This window comes from Clavibacter sp. CT19 (genome assembly GCF_027858075.1).
GTDB classification, from domain to species: Bacteria; Actinomycetota; Actinomycetes; order Actinomycetales; family Microbacteriaceae; genus Clavibacter; species Clavibacter tessellarius_A.
Genome location: NZ_JAQHYR010000001.1, coordinates 71,860 through 91,676 on the forward strand (window position 1 = coordinate 71,860; position 19,817 = coordinate 91,676).

At 74.0% G+C, this 19,817-nt stretch carries 16 protein-coding genes and 1 tRNA gene; 15 read left to right on the top strand and 2 right to left on the bottom strand.

Translation table 11 applies throughout. The annotated features are described in order from the left end of the window. Positions 1-309 precede the first annotated feature (309 nt). From topA to PED38_RS00355, 10 genes are all read left to right on the top strand, one after another. Positions 310-3,297 (top strand): type I DNA topoisomerase, encoded by a 2,988-nt coding sequence (gene topA, locus PED38_RS00310; RefSeq protein ID WP_270979034.1) that lies wholly within the window; start codon positions 310-312, stop codon positions 3,295-3,297. Continuing rightward, positions 3,294-3,929 (top strand): dTMP kinase, encoded by a 636-nt coding sequence (tmk, locus tag PED38_RS00315; protein WP_063072033.1) that lies wholly within the window; start codon positions 3,294-3,296, stop codon positions 3,927-3,929. The genes topA and tmk overlap by 4 nt, the downstream gene beginning before the upstream one ends. Then, complete coding sequence (locus PED38_RS00320) at positions 3,926-5,131, top strand: DNA polymerase III subunit delta' (RefSeq protein WP_063072034.1); 1,206 nt, start codon at positions 3,926-3,928, stop codon at positions 5,129-5,131. The genes tmk and PED38_RS00320 overlap by 4 nt, the downstream gene beginning before the upstream one ends. A gap of 98 nt (positions 5,132-5,229) precedes the next feature. Then, positions 5,230-6,744 (top strand): alpha/beta hydrolase, encoded by a 1,515-nt coding sequence (locus PED38_RS00325; RefSeq protein ID WP_270979038.1) that lies wholly within the window; start codon positions 5,230-5,232, stop codon positions 6,742-6,744. A gap of 85 nt (positions 6,745-6,829) precedes the next feature. Beyond that, positions 6,830-6,905: transfer RNA gene (locus PED38_RS00330), tRNA-Thr, on the top strand. 195 nt (positions 6,906-7,100) lie between these two features. Then, the gene (gene dacB / locus PED38_RS00335; protein WP_270979040.1) at positions 7,101-8,606 is read left to right on the top strand and encodes a D-alanyl-D-alanine carboxypeptidase/D-alanyl-D-alanine endopeptidase; all 1,506 of its coding nucleotides are present in this window, start codon (positions 7,101-7,103) and stop codon (positions 8,604-8,606) included. Between the two features lie 64 nt (positions 8,607-8,670). Beyond that, positions 8,671-9,261: an isochorismatase family protein gene (locus tag PED38_RS00340; protein WP_063072035.1), complete on the top strand. Its 591-nt coding sequence runs from the start codon at positions 8,671-8,673 to the stop codon at positions 9,259-9,261. Between the two features lie 99 nt (positions 9,262-9,360). Further along, positions 9,361-10,842, top strand: a complete 1,482-nt coding sequence (locus PED38_RS00345) for an NAD-dependent succinate-semialdehyde dehydrogenase (protein WP_270979043.1) — start codon at positions 9,361-9,363, stop codon at positions 10,840-10,842. Then, positions 10,842-11,660 (top strand): TrmH family RNA methyltransferase, encoded by an 819-nt coding sequence (locus PED38_RS00350; protein WP_270979045.1) that lies wholly within the window; start codon positions 10,842-10,844, stop codon positions 11,658-11,660. The genes PED38_RS00345 and PED38_RS00350 overlap by 1 nt, the downstream gene beginning before the upstream one ends. Positions 11,661-11,687: 27 nt before the next feature. After that, the gene (locus PED38_RS00355; protein WP_270979047.1) at positions 11,688-12,047 is read left to right on the top strand and encodes a DUF2834 domain-containing protein; all 360 of its coding nucleotides are present in this window, start codon (positions 11,688-11,690) and stop codon (positions 12,045-12,047) included. Positions 12,048-12,050: 3 nt separating this feature from the next. On the opposite strand, the gene PED38_RS00360 is transcribed toward PED38_RS00355, so the two are convergent. Then, complete coding sequence (locus PED38_RS00360; protein ID WP_270979048.1) at positions 12,051-13,976, bottom strand: ABC transporter ATP-binding protein; 1,926 nt, start codon at positions 13,974-13,976, stop codon at positions 12,051-12,053. 215 nt (positions 13,977-14,191) lie between these two features. On the opposite strand from PED38_RS00360, the gene PED38_RS00365 reads away from it, so the two are divergent. From PED38_RS00365 to PED38_RS00375, 3 genes are read left to right on the top strand one after another with little or no spacing between them, the layout of a single operon-like run. Beyond that, positions 14,192-15,118: an ABC transporter ATP-binding protein gene (locus PED38_RS00365; protein WP_063072062.1), complete on the top strand. Its 927-nt coding sequence runs from the start codon at positions 14,192-14,194 to the stop codon at positions 15,116-15,118. Then, positions 15,115-16,002: an ABC transporter permease gene (locus tag PED38_RS00370; RefSeq protein WP_063072041.1), complete on the top strand. Its 888-nt coding sequence runs from the start codon at positions 15,115-15,117 to the stop codon at positions 16,000-16,002. Before PED38_RS00365 ends, PED38_RS00370 begins: the two co-directional genes overlap by 4 nt. Then, a complete protein-coding gene (locus PED38_RS00375; RefSeq protein WP_270979053.1) occupies positions 15,999-16,853 on the top strand; it encodes an ABC transporter permease in 855 nt (284 codons plus the stop codon). The genes PED38_RS00370 and PED38_RS00375 overlap by 4 nt, the downstream gene beginning before the upstream one ends. On the opposite strand, the gene PED38_RS00380 is transcribed toward PED38_RS00375, so the two are convergent. Further along, entirely contained in the window at positions 16,816-18,168 is a 1,353-nt protein-coding gene (locus PED38_RS00380; protein WP_270979054.1) for an MFS transporter, read from the bottom strand. The genes PED38_RS00375 and PED38_RS00380 overlap by 38 nt on opposite strands. Before the next feature lie 146 nt (positions 18,169-18,314). On the opposite strand from PED38_RS00380, the gene PED38_RS00385 reads away from it, so the two are divergent. Together PED38_RS00385 and PED38_RS00390 are read left to right on the top strand one after the other, a co-directional pair. Next, positions 18,315-19,139 carry a ribokinase gene (locus tag PED38_RS00385; RefSeq protein WP_270979057.1) on the top strand — a complete coding sequence of 275 codons (825 nt, stop codon included), beginning with the start codon at positions 18,315-18,317 and terminating at the stop codon, positions 19,137-19,139. Between the two features lie 5 nt (positions 19,140-19,144). Continuing rightward, positions 19,145-19,711 carry a hypothetical protein gene (locus PED38_RS00390; protein WP_270979059.1) on the top strand — a complete coding sequence of 189 codons (567 nt, stop codon included), beginning with the start codon at positions 19,145-19,147 and terminating at the stop codon, positions 19,709-19,711. Positions 19,712-19,817 lie beyond the last annotated feature (106 nt).

Sequence of the window (19,817 nt, forward strand, 5' to 3'; positions counted from 1 at the left end):
AGCGACCGTCCGCGCCATCACGGAACCGCCGCACCAGCACGGCGCCGAACGCACCCGCGAGGAGCACCAGCGCGAACACCCCGAGGACCGGTCCCACGGCTGCATGGCAAGCGCCCGAGGGTCCGTGCGGGGCCCGGCGGACGCCGTGTCCGACCGTCTCCGGGATTAGGTGCACGGTCGGTGCTCGTGTGTATGGTGTGCCTTGTCGGGGACCCCGCCGCACGTCGCCCGGAGCGCATCCCGTGCCGGCACGCATCCCGCAACCCGGGCCGGAGACCGGCCCCCGCGAACGCATATATAAGGAGTCACGTGCCCGGCACGAAGAAGTTGGTCATCGTCGAGTCGCCGGCCAAGGCCAAGACCATCGGCCAGTACCTGGGCAGCGGCTACGAGGTGCAGGCGTCCGTCGGCCACATCCGCGACCTCATCGAGCCGAAGAACCTGCCGCCCGAGCTCAAGAAGGGCACGCTCGGCAAGTTCTCCGTCGACGTCGAGAACGGCTTCGAGCCGTACTACGTCGTGAGCGACCAGAAGAAGAAGACCGTGGCCGACCTCAAGCGCGCCCTGAAGGACGCCGACGAGCTCTTCCTCGCGACGGATGAGGACCGCGAGGGGGAGGCCATCGCCTGGCACCTCCTGCAGGTCCTCAAGCCCAAGGTGCCCGTGAAGCGGATGGTGTTCCACGAGATCACCAAGGAGGCCATCGAGCGCGCCCGCGACAGCACGCGCGACATCGACACGGCGCTCGTCGACGCCCAGGAGACCCGGCGCATCCTCGATCGCCTCTACGGCTACGAGGTGTCGCCCGTGCTGTGGCGCAAGGTCGGCCCGGGGCTGTCGGCGGGACGCGTGCAGTCCGCGGCCACGCGCCTCGTCGTCGACCGCGAGCGCGAGCGCCTCGCCTTCGTCACCGCCGCCTACTGGGACCTGACCGCGTCGCTGTCGCCGCTCCAGCAGGAGCTCCCGTTCGACGCCCGGCTCGTCCGCATCGACGGCGCCCGCATCGCCACCGGTCGCGACTTCGACGACAAGGGCGCGCTGAAGAACGACTCCCGGCCGCTCGATGCCGCGACCGCGGAGGCGCTCGCCGAGGCGCTGCGCGACCCGTCCGTCCCCCTGCGGGTGCAGAGCGTCGAGTCGAAGCCGTACACGCGACGGCCCGCGGCGCCCTTCACCACGTCCACGCTCCAGCAGGAGGCCGCCCGCAAGCTCCGCTTCTCCGCTCGCCAGACGATGAGCGTCGCCCAGTCGCTCTACGAGAACGGGTACATCACCTACATGCGCACCGACTCGCCCTCGCTCTCGCAGCAGGCGATCAATGCGGCGCGCAAGCAGGCCGCGGAGCTCTACGGCCCCGAGACGGTGCCGGACAAGCCGCGCCTCTACGCGGGCAAGAGCAAGAACGCGCAGGAGGCCCACGAGGCCGTGCGCCCGGCGGGGGAGACTTTCCGGACGCCGCAGCAGCTCGCGTCGACGCTCCGCGGCAACGACCACAAGCTCTACGACCTCATCTGGAAGCGCACCATCGCGTCGCAGATGGCGGACGCGAAGGGATCGACCGCGTCGGTCGTCATCGCGGCGGGCCCCACGTCCGCGGGCGAGGTCGCCGAGTTCGCCGCGTCGGGCACCGTCATCACCTTCCGCGGCTTCCTCGCCGCCTACGAGGAGGGTCGCGACGAGGATCGGCACGGCACCGCCGAGCCGCGCGAGGCGAAGCTGCCCGACCTGAAGAAGGGGCAGGACCTCCGTCTCGTCGACGTCGACGCCAAGGGCCACGAGACCAGCCCGCCGCCGCGCTACACGGAGGCGAGCCTCGTGAAGACGCTCGAGGAGCTCGGCATCGGGCGCCCGTCCACGTACGCGGCCATCATCTCCACCATCGTGGACCGCGGATACGTGACCCCTCGCGGCACGGCGCTCGTGCCCAACTGGATCGCCTTCTCGGTGGTGCGGCTGCTCGAGGAGTTCTTCACCGAGCTGGTGCAGTACGACTTCACCGCGGGCATGGAGAGCGACCTGGACCGCATCGCGGACGGCTCGGCCGAGCGCGTCGACTGGCTGAAGGGCTTCTACTACGGGAACGACTCCCACAAGGGCCTCCGTCCCACCATCGACAACCTCGGCGAGATCGACGCCCGGGAGATCAACTCCCTGCGCATCGCCGACGACATCACGCTACGCATCGGCAAGTACGGCCCGTACCTGGAGGTGCACGAGGAGGGCGCGGCGCCCGACGCGACGCCTCGTCGCGTCAACCTCCCCGAGGACCTCGCTCCCGACGAGCTCACGTCCGCCAAGGCGCGCGAGCTCATCGACGCGCCGGTCGTCAACGACCGCGTCATCGGCATCAATCCGGCGAACGGGAAGCAGGTCGTCGCGAAGGACGGTCGCTACGGCCCCTACGTGACCGAGCTCGATCCCGAGCCCGAGGAGACTCCGGCGGCTCCCGTCGACGGCGTCGACCCGGCGACGGGCGAGGTGCTCGAGACAGCTGCCGCGACGACCGCGGCGACGCCCGCCACGAAGGCGCCCGCCAAGAAGCCCGCCGCGAAGAAGGCAGCCGCGGTCAAGCCGCGCACGGCGTCCATCTTCAAGTCCATGGACCTCGCGACCGTCGACCTCGAGACGGCGCTCCGGCTCCTCGACCTGCCGCGCGTCGTCGGGGAGGACCCGGAGACCGCGACGCCCATCACTGCCCAGAACGGGAAGTACGGCCCGTACCTCAAGAAGGGCACGGACTCGCGGTCGCTCACGAGCGAGGAGCAGATCTTCGAGATCGACCTCCCGGGTGCCCTCGAGGTCTTCGCGCAGCCCAAGTACGGCGCACGCCGACCGTCGAGCGCGCTGAAGGAGTTCGACGCGGACCCGGTGAGCGGCAAGGGCATCAAGGTCAAGGACGGCCGCTTCGGGCCCTACGTCACCGACGGCGAGACCAACGCCACCATCCCGAAGAGCGAGTCCGTCGAGGACATCGACTTCGACCGGGCGGTCGAGCTGCTCGCGGACAAGCGGGCGAAGGGGCCGGCCAAGCCCAAGGCGAAGGCCAAGGCGCCCGCCAAGGCCAAGGCGAAGGCTCCCGCGAAGGCCAAGGCACCGGCAGCCGCGAAGTCGACCACGGCCGCGAAGTCGACCACGGCCGCGAAGTCGACCACGGCCGCGAAGTCGACCACGGCCGCGAAGTCGACCACCGCCGCCAAGACGACGTCGGCGACCCGATCGGCTGCCGCCACCAAGGCTGCTGCCACCCGGGCCGCGAACAGGGCCGCGGCCGCCGCGGCGGCATCCGACGCGACGTGACCGGCGTCTTCATCACCCTGGAGGGCGGCGACGGCGTGGGCAAGTCCACGCAGTCGGCGCTCCTGCGCACGTGGCTGGAGGAGCAGGGCCAGGAGGTCGTCCCCACGCGCGAGCCGGGCGGCACGGAGCTGGGGGCCGAGATCCGGGAGATCGTCCTCCATCGGCGGGGCCACATCGCCCCGCGAGCGGAAACGCTCCTCTACGCGGCCGACCGCGCGCACCACGTCGACGCGGTCGTGCGCCCCGCGCTCGAGCGCGGGGCCGTGGTGCTGCAGGACCGGTACCTCGATTCGTCCGTGGCTTACCAGGGCGCGGGCCGCGTCCTCGACGCCCGGGAGGTCCGGAGCCTGTCGCTCTGGGCGGCCGAGGGCCTCCTCCCGGACCTGACCGTGCTCCTCGACCTCGACCAGGCGTCCGCACGCGCGCGTCTCGATGCCGCCCGCACGCGGTTCGACCGGCTCGAGTCCGAGCGGGCCGACTTCCACGAGCGCGTGCGCCACGCGTTCCTCGCCCTCGCCGACGCCGAGCCCGACCGGTTCCTCGTCGTCGACGCGTCGTCGCCTCGCGAGGAGATCGCCGAGCGCATCCGCGCACGGGTCGCCGTGCTGCTCCGTGCGGGGGCCCCCGCGTGAGCGTCGTCGTCACCGCACCCGACGGGCGCGCCATCTGGGACGACCTCACCGGGCAGTCCGAGGCGGTGGCCCTCCTCGCCGCCGCGAGCAGCCCCCGCGCCACCGCCCGCGACGCCGCCGGCACCGCGCTGGCGCACTCCTGGCTCATCACCGGGCCGCCCGGGTCCGGCCGGTCGAACCTCGCCTACGCCTTCGCCACCGCGCTGCTCAGCGACGGCACGCCCGAGGGCGACGCGGCGACGGCCCGCCAGGTCGCCGCGCGCAGCCACCCCGACCTCGGCGTCCTCGCGACGGAGCGGGTCATCATCGCCATCGACGAGGTGCGCGCCCTGGTCACGTCGTCGCAGTACTCGCCGTCGGTCGGCCGCTACCGCGTCATGGTCGTCGAGGACGCCGACCGCATGACAGAGCGCACCTCCAACCTCCTGCTCAAGGCGCTCGAGGAGCCGCCGGAGCGCACCATCTGGATCCTCTGCGCCCCCAGCGAGGCCGACCTCATCCCCACGATCCGCTCGCGCGTGCGCAGCGTGCGGCTGCGGATCCCGTCCGTCGAGGACGTCGCCGCGCTCATCCAGCGCCGGGACGGCGTCGACCGGGCGACGGCCACCCGGGCAGCCCGCGAGGCGCAGAGCCACATCGGGATGGCGCACCGCCTCGCCACCGACGCCGAGGCGCGCGAGCGCCGCAGCCGCACTCTGGAGCTCGCCCTGGGGATCCGCACCGTCGGCGACGCCGTGCGGGCCGCCGGCGCCCTGCTGGAGCTGGCCGGTCAGGACGCGAAGGCGTTCACCGTCCAGCGCGATGCCGACGAGCGCGAGCGCGCGCTGCGCTCGCTCGGCGTGCAGGAGGGCGGGTCGATCCCCCCGCAGCTGCGCTCGCAGATCCGGCAGCTCGAGGAGGACCAGAAGCGGCGCGCCACGCGGAGCCTCCGCGACGGCATCGACCGGATCCTCGTCGACCTCATGTCCCTCCACCGCGACGTGCTGCTCCACCAGCTCGGCGCCGACCTGCCGGCCGTGAACGAGGCGATCGCACCGCGCATCGCCGAGGCGGCCGCCGCCGGATCCGCCGCCGCCTCCCTCGCCGTGCTCGACGCGGTCGCGGTCGCCCGACGGCGCATCGACGGCAACGTCTCGCCGGCACTCGCGCTGGAGGCGATGCTGGTCTCCCTCACGCGCACGCGGACGGCGGGCCGGTCATGATGCGGCGCCCGCGTCCGATCGGGCCCCGCGACCGGGGAGCCCGCGCCCCGGGTCGGCGTCGGACCGCGCGTCGCGCTGCCACCGCGGTCGCCGCCCTCGTGATCGGCGTCCTCGTCCTCAGCGGCTGCGGCGCCTTCGGCATCCCCGCGCCCCGCAGCGCCACCTCCAGCCCCACGGCAGAGGAGGTCGCCCCCGATCTCGCGAGGTACTACGACCAGACGCTGCAGTGGTCGCCGTGCGAGGACGGCGCCCAGTGCACGACGGCCACGGCGCCCCTCGACTGGTCGGCTCCCGACCCCGCGAAGGACATCCAGCTCGCGCTCGTGCGGCACACGGCGCGCGGATCGGGCGAGCCACGCGGATCGCTGTTCGTCAACCCCGGCGGCCCCGGCGCGTCCGGCGTCGACTTCGTGAAGTCGGGCGTCGACTCCGCCACCTCGCGCGCTCTGCAGGACGGCTACGACATCGTCGGCTGGGATCCGCGCGGCGTCGGCGCCTCCACCGCGGTCGACTGCGTGGACGACCCCCAGCTCGACGCCCTGCTCTACCAGGAGACGGACGCCGCCCCCGGCAGCCCGCAGGCCGACGACGAGCTGACCCAGGCGTCGAAGGACTTCGCCGCCTCCTGCGCGTCACGCTCCGGGGACCTGCTCGAGTTCATCGACACCCGCAGCACGGCCCACGACCTCGACATGCTGCGGGCGCTCGTGGGCGATCCGCGGCTGAACTACCTCGGGTACTCGTACGGCACGAGCATCGGCGCCCAGTACGCCCAGGACTTCCCGGCGCACGTCGGACGCATGGTGCTCGACGGGGCGACGGATCCCGCCGCCAGCTCCTTCGACGTGGTGCTCGCGCAGACGACGGGCTTCCGCGACTCCTTCGAGGCCTACATGGCGGCCTGCCTGGCCGGGAGCGGCTGCCCGTTCAGCGGATCCGTCGACGACGGCATCGGCATGGTCGCGTCGCTCCTCACCACGCTCGACGAGAGCCCGGTGCGCGCCCGCGACGGGCGCCAGCTCGACCGTGCGGTCATGCGCAGCGCCATCGACTCGGCCCTGTACAGCGAGCGGCAGTGGCCCGCCCTCACGACGGCGTTCACGCAGGCGATGCAGGGGGATCCGTCGACCGCCTTCGCGCTCGCCGACAACTACTTCGGGCGGAACCCGGACGGCACCTACCGGGGCAACTACTTCGAGGCCTTCCTCGCCATCCAGTGCGTCGACCACCCCGTCGAGCGCGACCCGTCGGTGCTCGCGACCGAGGCGCGCGAGATCCGCTCGGCGCAGGGCGAGCTCGCCGATCCCGACACCTCCCGCGACGCCGAGCCGGATCCCATCTGCGCCAACTGGCCGTACGCGGCCCGGCAGGCGACGGCGCCCGTGACGGCCGAGGGCGCCGCGCCCATCGTCGTGGTCGGCACGACGGGGGACCCGGCCACGCCGTACTCCTGGGCCCAGGCGCTCGCGGGCCAGCTGTCGTCGGGCGTGCTCCTGACCTACCGCGGCGAGGGGCACATCGCCTACGACGAGCGCGATCCCTGCATCGTGGCGGCCGTGGACGGGTACCTGCTCGGCGGCGATCCGCCCGCGGACGGCACCACCTGCGGGTGACGGCGGAGCCGCTCGGTGGACGGGAGGCCCCTCGGCATCCGGTATGCTCTCTATTCGTGCCCGGTACTCGCTGAGTCCGGGCCGGGCCGCCTTAGCTCAGTCGGTAGAGCATCTCACTCGTAATGAGAAGGTCGTCAGTTCGATTCTGACAGGCGGCTCCACGCGCGTCATCGCGCACCCGCGCCCCATCCGCACCGTCCGCCGGGCGGCGATCCGCACCGGCATCCTGCCGGGCACCGGGTCCACGCGATCCGGCGGCTTCCCTCGCCGTCCCTCCCCAGGGAGGCGGACCTCCGGTTCCGCGGCGCAGGGCGGACGCAGGGGGAGCCCACCACGGCGCCGTCTAACATGGCCCCATGCGATCCGAAGCCGACGGCCCCGACGCCCCGCGCGCGGACCGCGGCGCGACGGCTCCCACCTCGCGGCGTGCCGCGCTCCGTCCCGGCCGCCGGCGCACCGGTCGGGTGACGGCCGTCGTGGCCGTCGTCGCGCTCCTCGCGGCGGGCGCCGTGGGCGCGGGAGCGGCCACCGGCCGGGCGGGCAGCGCCTCGGCGAGCGTCGCGGACACCGCGGACACCGCGGCCACCGCGGATCCCACGCCCACGCCGAGCCCCACGCCCTCGGTCGCCCCCGCGCGGCCGGCACCGGCGAGCCCGCCCGCCGCCCGCGACCTCCGCATGTGCTCCCTCTCCTCCCTCGCGCAGGACCCGCGGCTCGCCACCTTCGAAGGCCAGGTCCGCGACGCCGCGACCGGCCGCGTCCTGTTCGACCGGAACGGCGGCACGCCGGAGCGCACCGCGAGCGTCATGAAGGTCATCACCTCGGCCGCCGCCCTCGCCGCCCTCGGACCGGATCGGCGCATCACCACCAAGGTCGTGCGAGGCGCCGAGCCCGGCACCGTCGTGCTGGTCGGCGGCGGCGACCCCACGCTGTCGCGCCTCACGAGCGGCAGCTCCGTCTACCCCGGCGCGCCCCGCCTCAGCGACCTCGCGCAGCAGGTCCGCACGGCGTGGGCGGCGGATCCCGCCACTGCCGGCACCCCCATCACCCGCATCGTGCTGGACACGTCCCTGTTCTCCGGCGAGACCTGGGCTCCCTCGTGGGCCGCGACCGAACGGCAGGCCGGCTACTCCAGCTTCATGACGCCGCTCCAGCTCGACGCCGACCGCGCCGACCCGGGGGCCGTGGTGTCCGCCCGCAGCGAGGATCCGCTGGCGCGCGTCGGCAGCACGTTCCGCTCCATGCTGGGCGGATCCGCGCAGGTCACCCAGGGCACCGCCCCCGCGGGCGCCGCGGTGCTCGGCAAGGTCGAGTCGCAGCCGGTGTCGTCGCTCATCCAGACCGCCCTCATCAACTCGGACAACGTCCTCGCCGAGTCGCTCGCGCGCCTCGTGTCCATCGAGGTGGGCGCCGGGAGCACGCAGCAGTCGCTGGCCCAGGGCATCCCGAAGGCGCTGCAGGCGTACGGCCTCGACACGTCGAGCCTCACCATCGTCGACGGGCAGGGCCTCAGCCCCGACAACCGCGTGCCCCCGTCCCTGCTGGCCCAGCTCATGATCCAGGTCGACCAGCGGCAGAAGGCGCTCGGCTACCTGCACGACGGGCTGCCGGTCGCGGGCAAGACGGGCACCCTGGCCAGCCGCTTCACCGGGGACAGCGCCGTCGCGCGCGGGCACATCGTCGCCAAGACCGGCTGGATCGACACGGGCTACACGCTCGCGGGCATCATCGACGCGGTCGACGGCACCAAGCTCACCTTCGCCTTCTACGCGATCGGGAACGTGACGGGGAACGCGAAGGTCGCGCTCGACGCGCTCGCGGCCGGCGCGTACCGCTGCGGAGCGGACCTGGGGGACGAGTGACGCGCGGCCCGGTCCCGGGCGGCGGATCCACGGCATCGGGCATCGCCCGGGGAAGGAGCGGCGCATGAGCCGAGCGCTCTTCATCATCGACGTGCAGAACGACTTCACGGAGGGCGGCGCCCTGGGCGTCGACGGCGGCGGCGACGTCGCCCGCGGGATCACCCGCCTCCTCGCCGACGAGCCGTACCGGTACGACCACGTCTTCGCGTCGCGCGACTGGCATGAGGCCACGGGCGGCAACGGCGGGCACTTCGCGGCCGCGGGCACGGTGCCCGACTTCTCGACCACCTGGCCGGAGCACTGCGTGCAGGGCACGACGGGCGCGGAGTACCACCCGGATCTCGACGTGACGGCGGTCGACTTCCACCTCCGCAAGGGGCAGGGGGCTCCCGCCTACTCGATCTTCGAGGGCACCACGGAGGACGGCGTGCCGCTCGCGGACCTCCTCGTGCTCCACGACGTGACCGACATCGACGTGGCGGGCATCGCGACCGACTACTGCGTGCTCGCCTCGGCGCTCGACGCCGTGCACCAGGGGAAGCGGGTGCGCGTGCTCGCGGACCTGGTCGCGGGCGTCGCCCCGGCCACGAGCACCGCGGCTCTCGAGCGCCTGCGCGACGCGGGCGCGGAGATCGTGTCCGGTCCCGCCGACTGACGGGCACGCGCGCACGGGCACGCACGCACGCACGGGCGGCCGCACGCACAGGCAGCAGCACACGCACACGCACACGCACGACGCAGAAGCGAGGACAGCATGACCGCATCCACCCCGTCCGAGACCGACCTCCTGGCCGGCACGCCCACCGCGCTGCTGATCGGCGGCGACCGCGTCGACGCCGAGGGCGGCGCGAGGTTCGATGTGCGGGATCCCGCCACCGACGAGGTCATCGCCCGGGTCGCCGACGCCCGTCCGGCCGACGGCATGCGCGCGCTCGACGCCGCGGTGGACGCCGCGCGGGAGTGGGCCGCGACCGCGCCGCGCGTACGGGGCGAGATCCTGCGCCGGGCCTTCGACCTCCTGCAGGAGCGCAAGGACGAGTTCGCCCTCCTCATGACGCTGGAGATGGGCAAGCCGCTCGCCGAGTCGCTCGGCGAGGTGACGTACGGCGGCGAGTTCCTCCGCTGGTTCTCCGAGGAGGCCGTGCGCATCACGGGCCGCTACGGCGTCAACCCCGAGGGCACCGGTCGCATGATCGTGTCGCAGCACCCGGTCGGCCCGGTCCTCCTCATCACCCCGTGGAACTTCCCGCTCGCCATGGCGACCCGCAAGATCGCGCCGGCGCTCGCCGCGGGCTGCACCGTGGTGATCAAGCCGGCCGACCTCACGCCGCTCACCACGCTGCGCTTCGCCGAGCTGCTCGCCGAGGCGGGGCTGCCGGCGGGCGTGCTCAACGTGATCCCCACCACGGACGCCGCGGGCGTCACCGGCCCGCTCATCGCCGACCCGCGGCTGCGCAAGCTGAGCTTCACGGGATCGACGCCCGTCGGGCGCCAGCTCGGCGCGCAGGCGGCCGAGAACGTGCTGCGGGTGTCGCTCGAGCTCGGCGGCAACGCGCCGTTCGTGGTGTTCGAGGACGCGGACCTCGACAAGGCCGTGGAGGGCGCCATGGCGGCCAAGTTCCGCAACGTCGGGCAGGCGTGCACCGCCGCCAACCGCTTCATCGTGCAGGCCTCGATCGCCGACGCGTTCGCCGACCGCCTCCGGGAGCGCATCGACGCGATGCGGATCGGGCGCGGCACCGAGGAGGGCGTGACCGTGGGGCCGCTCATCGACGGCCGCGCCGTCGACAAGGCCGACCGGCTCGTGCGCGACGCCGTGGAGCGCGGGGCGGACGTGCGCGCGGGCGGCGAGCCCCGCGACGGCGCCGGGCACTTCTACCCGCCGACGCTCCTCACCGGGGTCGTCGAGGGCAGCGACATCCTGCGCGAGGAGATCTTCGGCCCGGTCGTCGCGATCGTGCCGTTCGACGACGAGGACGACGCCGTGCGCCTCGCCAACGACACCGAGTTCGGCCTCGTCTCGTACGTCTTCACGCGGGACCTCGCGCGCGGCCAGCGGATGATCGAGCGGCTCGAGACGGGCATGACGGGCCTCAACATGGGCGTCATCTCCAACGCGGCGGCGCCGTTCGGCGGCGTGAAGCAGTCCGGGCTCGGCCGCGAGGGCGGGCTCGAGGGCATCCACGAGTACCTGGACACGAAGTACACGCTCACGCCCGACCCGTTCGCCGGCTAGTGGCGCACGTCGTCGAGGTCACGGACCTCGCGGATCCGCGGCTCGCCGACTACAGCCACCGCACCGACGTCGCACTCCGGAAGGCGGAGGGCGCGGGCCACGGGATCTACCTGGCGGAGTCGGCGCTCGTGCTCGAGCGGGCGCTGCGGGCGGGGCACGCGCCGCGGTCCGTGCTCGCGCTCGGCGGCACGGTCGACGAGGCCCTGGCGCTCGTGGGCGACCGGGACGTGCCCGTGTTCACGGGACCGGGGGAGCTGCTCGCGGAGCTCACCGGGTACGTGCTCCATCGCGGGGTCGTCGCGTCGCTCGACCGGCCGCCCCTGCGGTCGGTCGCGTCGCTGCTCGCGGACGCACGGCGGGTCGTCGTGCTCGAGGACGTCGTGGATCCCACGAACGTCGGCGCCATCTTCCGTTCGGTCGGCGCGATCGGGGCGGACGCCGTGCTCGTGACGCCGCGCTGCACGGATCCCTTCTACCGCCGGGCCATCCGCGTGAGCATGGGCACCGTGCTGCAGGTGCCGTGGACCCGCGCGGGGGAGTGGCCGGAGACGCGCCAGGCGCTCGCCGACGCCGGCTTCCACGTCGCCGCGCTCGCCCTCACGCCGGATGCGGTCTCGCTGCGGGACTTCCGCGCCGACTCGCACGAGCGGCTCGCCATCGTGCTCGGCTCGGAGGGGCCGGGGCTCTCGGCGGAGGCGATCGCGTCGGCCGACACGGTCGTCCGGATCCCGATGGCGCACGGCATCGACTCGCTGAACGTCGCCGCCGCCAGCGCGGTGGCGCTGTACGCGCTCACGGCGCCCCCGGCCAGCGCCTAGCCTGGCGTCAGCCACCAGGAGGTCCCGATGCCCGCACGATCCTCACGCCGCCGCCCCACGCGCCTCGCCGTCGTCTACCTCGTCCTCGCGGCGGCCGGCCTCGTGCTCACCTGGTCGGCGAACATCCGCGTGATGACGGAGGGCCGCGACTTCCTCGCCGACCTCGGCGCGGGCGGCCCGGCCGTGTCGTCGCTGTCGTGGGACCTGCTGATCGCCGCGGTCGCGAGCGTCACCTTCATCATCGTGGAGGGGCGCCGGCTCCGGATGCGGCGGGTGTGGATCTACGTGCTGCTCGCGCCGCTCGTGGCGTTCGCCGTCGCGCTGCCCGTGTTCCTCGCGGCGCGGGAGATGCACCTGGCCGCGGCGGGAGGCCCGGAGACGACCTGAGCGCTACACCAGCAGCTGGTGCTTCGCGAGGTCGCGGTAGAGGGGCGTCGAGACGACGAGCTCCGCGTGCGTGCCCGTGCCCACCACACGGCCCTTCTCGACCACGACGATGAGGTCGCTGTCGACGACGGTCGAGAGCCGGTGCGCGATCACGATGAGGGTGCGGTGCTCGGCGACCGCGTCGATCGCCTTGCGGAGCAGCTGCTCGTTGAGGCCGTCGAGGCTGGAGGTCGACTCGTCGAGCAGCAGGATCGGCGGCGCGGAGAGCAGGGTGCGCGCGATCGCGAGGCGCTGGCGCTCGCCGCCGGAGAGCATGATGCCGTCCTCGCCGACGGGCGCGTCGAGGCCGAGCTCGTTGCGGGCGAGCACCTCCGTGAGGTTGACGGCATGCAGGACCTTCACGCAGTCCTCGTCGGTCGCGTCGAACGCGGTGAGCGTGAGGTTCTCGCGCAGCGTGCCGGCGAGCACGGGGGCGTCCTGCTCGACGTAGCCGATCTGGCGGCGCAGGTCCTCGCGGTCGAGAGCCCGGATGTCGCGGCCGCCGACGCGCACGACGCCGGAGGTCGGGTCGTAGAAGCGCTCGATGAGCGCGAGGATCGTGCTCTTGCCCGCGCCTGACGGGCCGACGAGCGCGATCCGCGTGCCCCGCTCGGCACGGAAGCTGATGCCCTGGAGGACGCCGCCGCCGGTGCGGTCGGCGCCGGGTGCGGCGTCGTCGTCGGCGCCGGATCCGCTCGCGGAGGATGCGCCGTCCTCGCCGTCCTCGTCGTCGGCCGAGGCCGCCACCGGATAGGCGAACCGCACGTCCACGAGCTCCACGGCGGGCGCGTCGGCGCGGTCGTCCGCGGCGGGCGCGTCGTCGCGGAGGCGGCCGGCGAGCTCCGCGTCGCCGTCGGTCTCGACGGGCAGCTTCACGATCTCCTGGATCCGGCCGAGCGCGCCGAGCGCCTGGTTCACGGCGGTCACGGCGCCGAACGCCTGGCCGAGCGGCATGATCATGAGGAACAGGAAGAGGATGAACGCCACGAGGTCGCCCACCGCGATGGCACCCGACGCGACGCGGAACCCGCCCACGCCGACCACCACGAGGAACGACGCCTGCAGGGCGATGCCCGCGATCGGCACCACCACGGCCGACGCCTTCGCGACCTTGATGCCCATCTCCCACGCGCCCTCGGCGTCCTGCTCGATGGTGCGGATCTCGCGGTCGGTGGCGTTGCTCGCGCGCACGGTGCGGATCGCACCGATGGCCCGCTCCACGCTCGCGGCCAGGTCGCCGACCTTGCGCTGCGCGCGCTGGCTGGCGACGCGGATCCGGCCGGAGAGGCCCACGACCGCGACGACCGAGACGGCGACGACCAGCACGGTGAGGCCGAGGAGCACCGGGTCGATGATGAACATCGCGATGATCGCGCCGAGGAACGTGACGGCGCCGCCGATCGCCTCGACGAGTCCCTGCGTGAGGACCGCGCGGAGGAGCGTGGTGTCGGAGCCGACGCGGGAGACCAGGTCGCCCGTGCGGCGCGTGTCGAACTCGGAGATGGGGAGGCGGAGGATGCGGCGCACGAGCGTGCGGCGCGACGAGAGGACGATGCCCTCGCCCATCCGCTGCAGCAGGTAGTGCTGGTAGCCGGAGAGGAGCCCGGACACGACGACGAGGCCGACGAGCGCCCACACGAGGGCGCCGAGCGCGCCGCCCGCCTGCACGACGCCCACCACGCGCTGCACGAGGAGCGGCTGGCCGAGGCTGGCGGCCGCGCCGAGCACGCTGAGCACGATGACGAAGGCCATCAGCCCGCGCTGCTCGAGGATGTAGGGCAGCAGCTCCGAGAAGCGCGCGCGGGGCCCGTCGTCGGCGGAGTCGCGGCGCGCGAACGGGTTGCGGGACCGGGCGCGCGGGGCGGCGGTGGAGGGGCGGGCGGTGCTCATGCGTGTTCTCCGGGGGTGGTGAGCGTGGTCGAGGCGGGCGGCCGCGGTCTCCCGCAGGGCGTCGTCGGCGGGGCCGGGGGCCCGGGATCGGGCGCGTCGCACCGCCTCCAGGACTCTACGCGCCGCGTGCCGGGGGTCCGCCGGGCGGGGGCGGACGCGCGCCGCGCATTCCCGCCCATGGTGGAAAAGCGCTCGGCTCCCTAGGCTTGCTGATCGTGCCCACCCCCGTCATCACCGCCGACCGCCTCGTGAAGAAGTACGGCGACCACGTCGCCGTGGACGGCCTCTCCTTCGAGGTCGCGCCCGGCGAGTCCTTCGGGCTCCTCGGCCCGAACGGCGCCGGCAAGTCCACGACCATGCGCATGATCGGCGCGGTCTCCTCGCGCACGGGCGGCACACTCGACATCCTCGGGCTCGACCCCGACACGCACGGCCCCGAGATCCGCTCGCAGCTGGGCGTCGTGCCGCAGGCCGACAACCTCGACCTGGAGCTCAAGGCGCGCGACAACCTCATCGTCTACGGCCGCTACTTCGGGCTGCCGCGCAAGCAGGTCGCCGCGCGCGCCGACGAGCTGCTCGAGTTCGCGCAGCTGAGCGACCGCGCGGGCGCCAAGGTCGACGACCTCTCCGGCGGCATGAAGCGGCGCCTCACCATCGCGCGCGCCCTCATCAGCGACCCGCGGATCCTGCTGCTCGACGAGCCGACCACGGGCCTCGACCCGCAGGCCCGCCACATCCTCTGGGACCGCCTCTTCCGCCTCAAGGAGCAGGGCACGACGCTCGTGCTCACGACGCACTACATGGACGAGGCCGAGCAGCTGTGCGACCGGATCGTCGTGGTCGACGAGGGCCGGATCATGGCCGAGGGCTCGCCCGCGTCCCTCATCCGCGACCACTCCAGCCGCGAGGTGCTCGAGGTGCGCTTCGGCTCCGATCGCAACGAGTCCGCGTCGCGCGAGATCGCCGGGTACGGCGACCGCGTGGAGGTGCTGCCCGACCGCGTGCTCGTCTACGCGTCCGACGGCGAGGCCGTGCTCAGCCGGATCCTCGAGCAGGGCCTGAAGCCCATCACCACTCTCGTGCGCCGCTCCAGCCTCGAGGACGTCTTCCTCCGCCTCACGGGACGGAGCCTGGTCGAGTGAGCGTCGTCGACCGCAGCGCCGCCGCCGGGGGAGCGGCCGCCGACGGGCCCCGCGACGGCGCCGACGACCGGGCGCGCGCCCTCGCCGGCGGCGTCCGCCCGCGCCGCTTCGGCGGCTGGTACGCCGCCGAGCACCGCCTGCTCGGGATCCGCGCCTACCTCGGCACGGCCCTCGCCACCGGCATCGCGAGCCCGTACGTCTACCTCTACGCGCTCGGCGTCGGCCTCGCCACGGTCGTCGACCGCGGCACGGGCGCGAACCAGGCGCTCGGCGTCAGCTTCCTGGTGTTCGTCGCGCCCGCGCTCCTCGCGACGAGCGCCATGACGGTCGCGAGCGAGGAGTTCAGCTACCCGATCTTCGGCGGCTTCAAGTGGAACCCCGTGTTCCACGCCATGAACGCGTCGCCGCTCACGCCGGCCCAGATCGTCGACGGCCAGGTGATCGGCGTGGCGATCCGCATGGCGCCCACCTGCATCGCTTACTTCGCGTTCATGCTGCTCTTCGGCGCGGTGCCGCTCGGCACGGGCGTCCTCGCGATCGGCGCCGCCGTGCTCACCGGCATGGCGATCGGCGTGATGCTCATGGCCTACGTCGCGACCCTCACGCAGGACACCGGCCAGATCGCCATGGTGATGCGCTTCGTCATCACGCCGCTGTCGCTGTTCTCGGGCACGTTCTTCCCGCTCACGCAGTTCCCGATCTGGCTGCAGTGGATCGGCTGGATCTCGCCGCTCTGGCACGGCACCGAGCTCGGGCGGGTCGCCACCTACGGGATGCAGGAGCCGCTCTGGCTGACGCTCGCGCACGTCGCGTACCTGCTGCTCTGGCTCGCGGTGGGCTGGGCCCTGGCCCGCCGCGTCGCGACGAGGAGGCTGCGCGCATGACCGGATCCACGATGCCCGCGGACGCCCCCGCGCCCGCCCCCGCACCGGCCGCCCGCCGGAGCCGCGGCGGCCCCCGCGCGCTCTACGCCGGCAACGCCCGCTCGGTGCTGTCCCGCGGCCTGCTCGCCACGCGCAGCACCAACTGGACCGTCGTCCTCTCCGGCTTCTTCGAGCCCGTCTTCTACCTGCTCGCCATGGGCATCGGCCTCGGCTCGCTCGTGGGCGACGTGACCACCAGCACGGGCCAGCCGGTGCCGTACGCCGCCTACATCGCGCCCGCGCTCCTCGCCGTCTCGGCCATGAACGGCGCCGTCTACGACTCCACCTGGAACGTCTTCTTCAAGATGAACCACTCGAAGCTGTACCAGGGCATGCTCGCGACCTCGCTCGGCCCGCTCGACGTGGCCTTCGGCGAGATCGGGCTGGCGCTCCTCCGCGGCGTCGTCTACTCGTCGGGCTTCCTCGTCGTGATGCAGGTGCTCGGCTTGAATCTCTCGTGGTGGGCGATCCTCGCGCTCCCGTCGGTCGTGCTCGTCGCGCTGGCGTTCGCGAGCTTCGGCATGGCGGTGACGAGCTACATGAAGACGTTCCAGCAGATGGACTGGATCAACTTCATCCTGCTGCCCATGTTCCTGTTCTCGGCGACCTTCTACCCGCTGTCGGTCTACCCGGCGTGGATCCAGACGGTGATCCAGGCGCTGCCGCTCTGGCACGCGGTGGAGCTCGTGCGCGGCTTCACGACGGGCGCGATCTCGTTCGCGGTCGTCGGCCACGTGCTCTACTTCGCGGTGATGACGGCGATCGGCCTGGTCTTCACGACGCGGCGGCTGCGGATCCTGTTCCTCGACTGAGGCCGCTCGCCACCAGCCCGAGCCCGGCGCCGCCCATCACCACGGCCGCCGCGGCCATCGCGACCGGGTATGCGGCGGGCTGGGCGTCCGGCGGGAGGAGGGCGAGCACCTGCGCCGTCACGACGGTCGCGAGGAGCGAGGAGGCGGCCAGCACCGTCGACGTGAGCGACGAGACCCGGCCCATGGTGCCGACGGGCGCCTCCGCCTGGAGGATCGGGCCCTGGGAGACGAGGAACACGGCGAAGACGAGGCCCGCGACGCCCATGAGGATCGCCGCGGGCAGGAACGCGCGCACGGTCGAGTAGGCCGCGTAGGTGAGGCCGAGGGCGACGAGCGCGGCCGGCAGCGCGCGCTCGGGACGGAGGCGGGCCACGAGCACGGGCGCCGTGAGGGATCCGACGAGGCCGCCGACCGCGAACATCCCCGTCACCACGCCGTACTCGGCGGCCGTCAGCCCCATCGTGGTGAGGGCGACGAGGGCGAGGGTCGCGTTGTTGACCCCGAGGGTCACGCCGTACGCGGCGAGGCCGGCCACGAGGATCCGGAGGCGCGGCGAGGCCTTCACGATCCGGATCCCGGCGGCCAGCTCCCCGCGGAACCGCGCGCGGGCGTTCGCGACTGCGCCGTGCGTGCCGCCGCCGCCCGCTCCCGCACCCGCTCCCGCCGGATCGCCGACCGCCGCCACGGCCCCGCGCTCCCGCACCGCGAGCACCAGCGCCGCCGACACGAGGAACGAGGCGGCGTCCATCACGATGGCGGGCTCCGGCCCCAGTGCCGCATAGACGGCCGGGCCCGCCATGGCCGAGAGGATCCCCACGCCCGTGCTCGCGAGCAGCGACCGGCCGGCGGCGGCGGCGCGGCGGTCCGCGGGCACGACCACCTGCACGAGGGCGGCGCGCGCCGGGTCGAAGAGCTGGGACGCGCAGCCGATGAGGAACTGGGTGGCGATGACCGTCCCGATCACCACGGGCACGGGTCCGGTCGCGGCGATCACCAGGAGCGGCACGAGCAGGGCGGCGCGCGCGAGGTCGGCCGCGGCCATCACGCGGCGCGCGGGCCAACGGTCGACGAGCACGCCCGCCACCGGCGCGAGCAGGAGCCGCGGCAGGCTCGTCGCCGCGACGACGGCGCCGATGTACAGCGGCAGGGCCGGGTCGCCGGGCGCGAGACCCGTGGCGAGCCACACCGTGACGGTCGCCGCCAGCACGTACTCGCCGAACGCGGAGAGCGCCTGCGCGAGCCAGATGAGCGAGAACGAGCGCGAGATCAGGAGCGGGCGGCGGGGGTCGGGCGCGCGCGGGTCGGGGTCGGGCACGGGCGACCTCCGATCCGTCGTCTCCTCCCCACGGTAGCGGCAGGCGCGTCGGCGCCCGGGCGGTGCCAGCGCGGCGGATCCGCTCGGTACCCTGGCGGGGAGCGCCACCCGGGCGCGTCCGGCCTGGCCGGGGGAGGCAGGTGCCCATGGGCCGCGTCGTGGTGCTCGGATCGCTCAACGTCGACCAGGTGGTGCGCGTCCCGCGGCACCCGCAGCCGGGGGAGACCCTCATGGGATCCGACCCCGAGCGCCTCTGGGGCGGCAAGGGCGCGAACCAGGCCGTCGCGGCGGCCGACGCGGGCGGCGAGGTCGCGATGGTCGGGGCCGTGGGTGACGACGCCGACGGATCCGCGTACCGCGCGCGCCTCGCCGACCGCGGCATCGACGTGTCCGGCCTCGTGACCGTGGAGGGCGCCACGACGGGCCTCGCGGTCATCGCGGTGGACGACGACGGGGAGAACACGATCATCGTCGCGCCCGGCGCCAACGGGCGCGTAGCGTCGGCCCACCTGCATCCGCTCGACGCGCTCGCCGCGGGCGACGTGCTGCTCGCGTCGCTCGAGCTGCCCCTCGACACCGTCGCCGAGGGCGTCCGCCGGGCGCATGCCGCGGGCGCCCGCGTCGTGCTCAATCTCGCGCCGTTCGCCGCGCTGCCCGCCGACGTGCTCGCGCTCGCGGATCCCGTGGTCGTCAACGAGCACGAGGCCGGGCTGCTGCGGGAGTCGGGCACGCGCGCGCCCGCGTCGCTGCTCGTCACCCTCGGCGCCGAGGGCGCGATGTGGGGCGATGTCGAGGTGCCCGCGTCGCGGGTCTCCCGCGTCGTCGACACCACGGGCGCCGGCGACGCGTTCTGCGGCGCGCTGGCCTCCGCGCTCGCCGCGGGCGCCGACCGCGAGGGCGCCCTGGTCGTGGCGGCGGACGCGGCCGCGGTCGTCGTGCAGCGGCAGGGCGCGCAGCCGGCGGACGGCTGATCCCCGTGGCCGACGTGGCGCCGGATCCGCACGGGGCGACCGCGGCCGTCGTCGCGTTCATCCTCGCCCTCACGACGCCGCCATGGCCGGATGACGCGGCGGAGGCGGAGCGGATGCTGGCCCGCCTCGGCGTGCATCCGACGGGCGAGGTGGACGCGCACGGGGGCGGCTCCGAGCCGCGCGCCCTGGCCGGCGGCCCCGACACCGTCGACCACGTGTGCCTCGGCACCCACGAGGGCGCGGTCACGAGCACCCACTTCTCCCTGGCGCGCCACGGCGGCCCGCGGGATCCGCTCGTCCGCCGCGAGCACGACGCGCTCGTCGCGGCCCTCACCGCCGCCCTCGGCCCGTCCCGCTCGCCGATCGAGGGCCAGCCGAACCCCGTGGTGTGGGACGTCGGCGAGCTCGAGGTGGGTGTCCAGCTCTTCGACCGCGTCGACAGCAGCGTGATGGCGTGGGTGGAGCACCGCGAGCGGTCGGCGCGCGCGGAGGCGGCCGCCGGCGACGGACCGGTGCTCGACGCGCCGGCCGTCGCGCCCGCGGTCAGACCGGGCGCCGCCGACCCCGCCTGACCGCCCGACATCGGGCCGACAGCGGACAGACAGCGGGCCGACCGCCTCCCGGCTGCGCGGATCGCGGGAGCGCGCACCCCGCGCTTGCCCCCTGCACGGGGTCCAT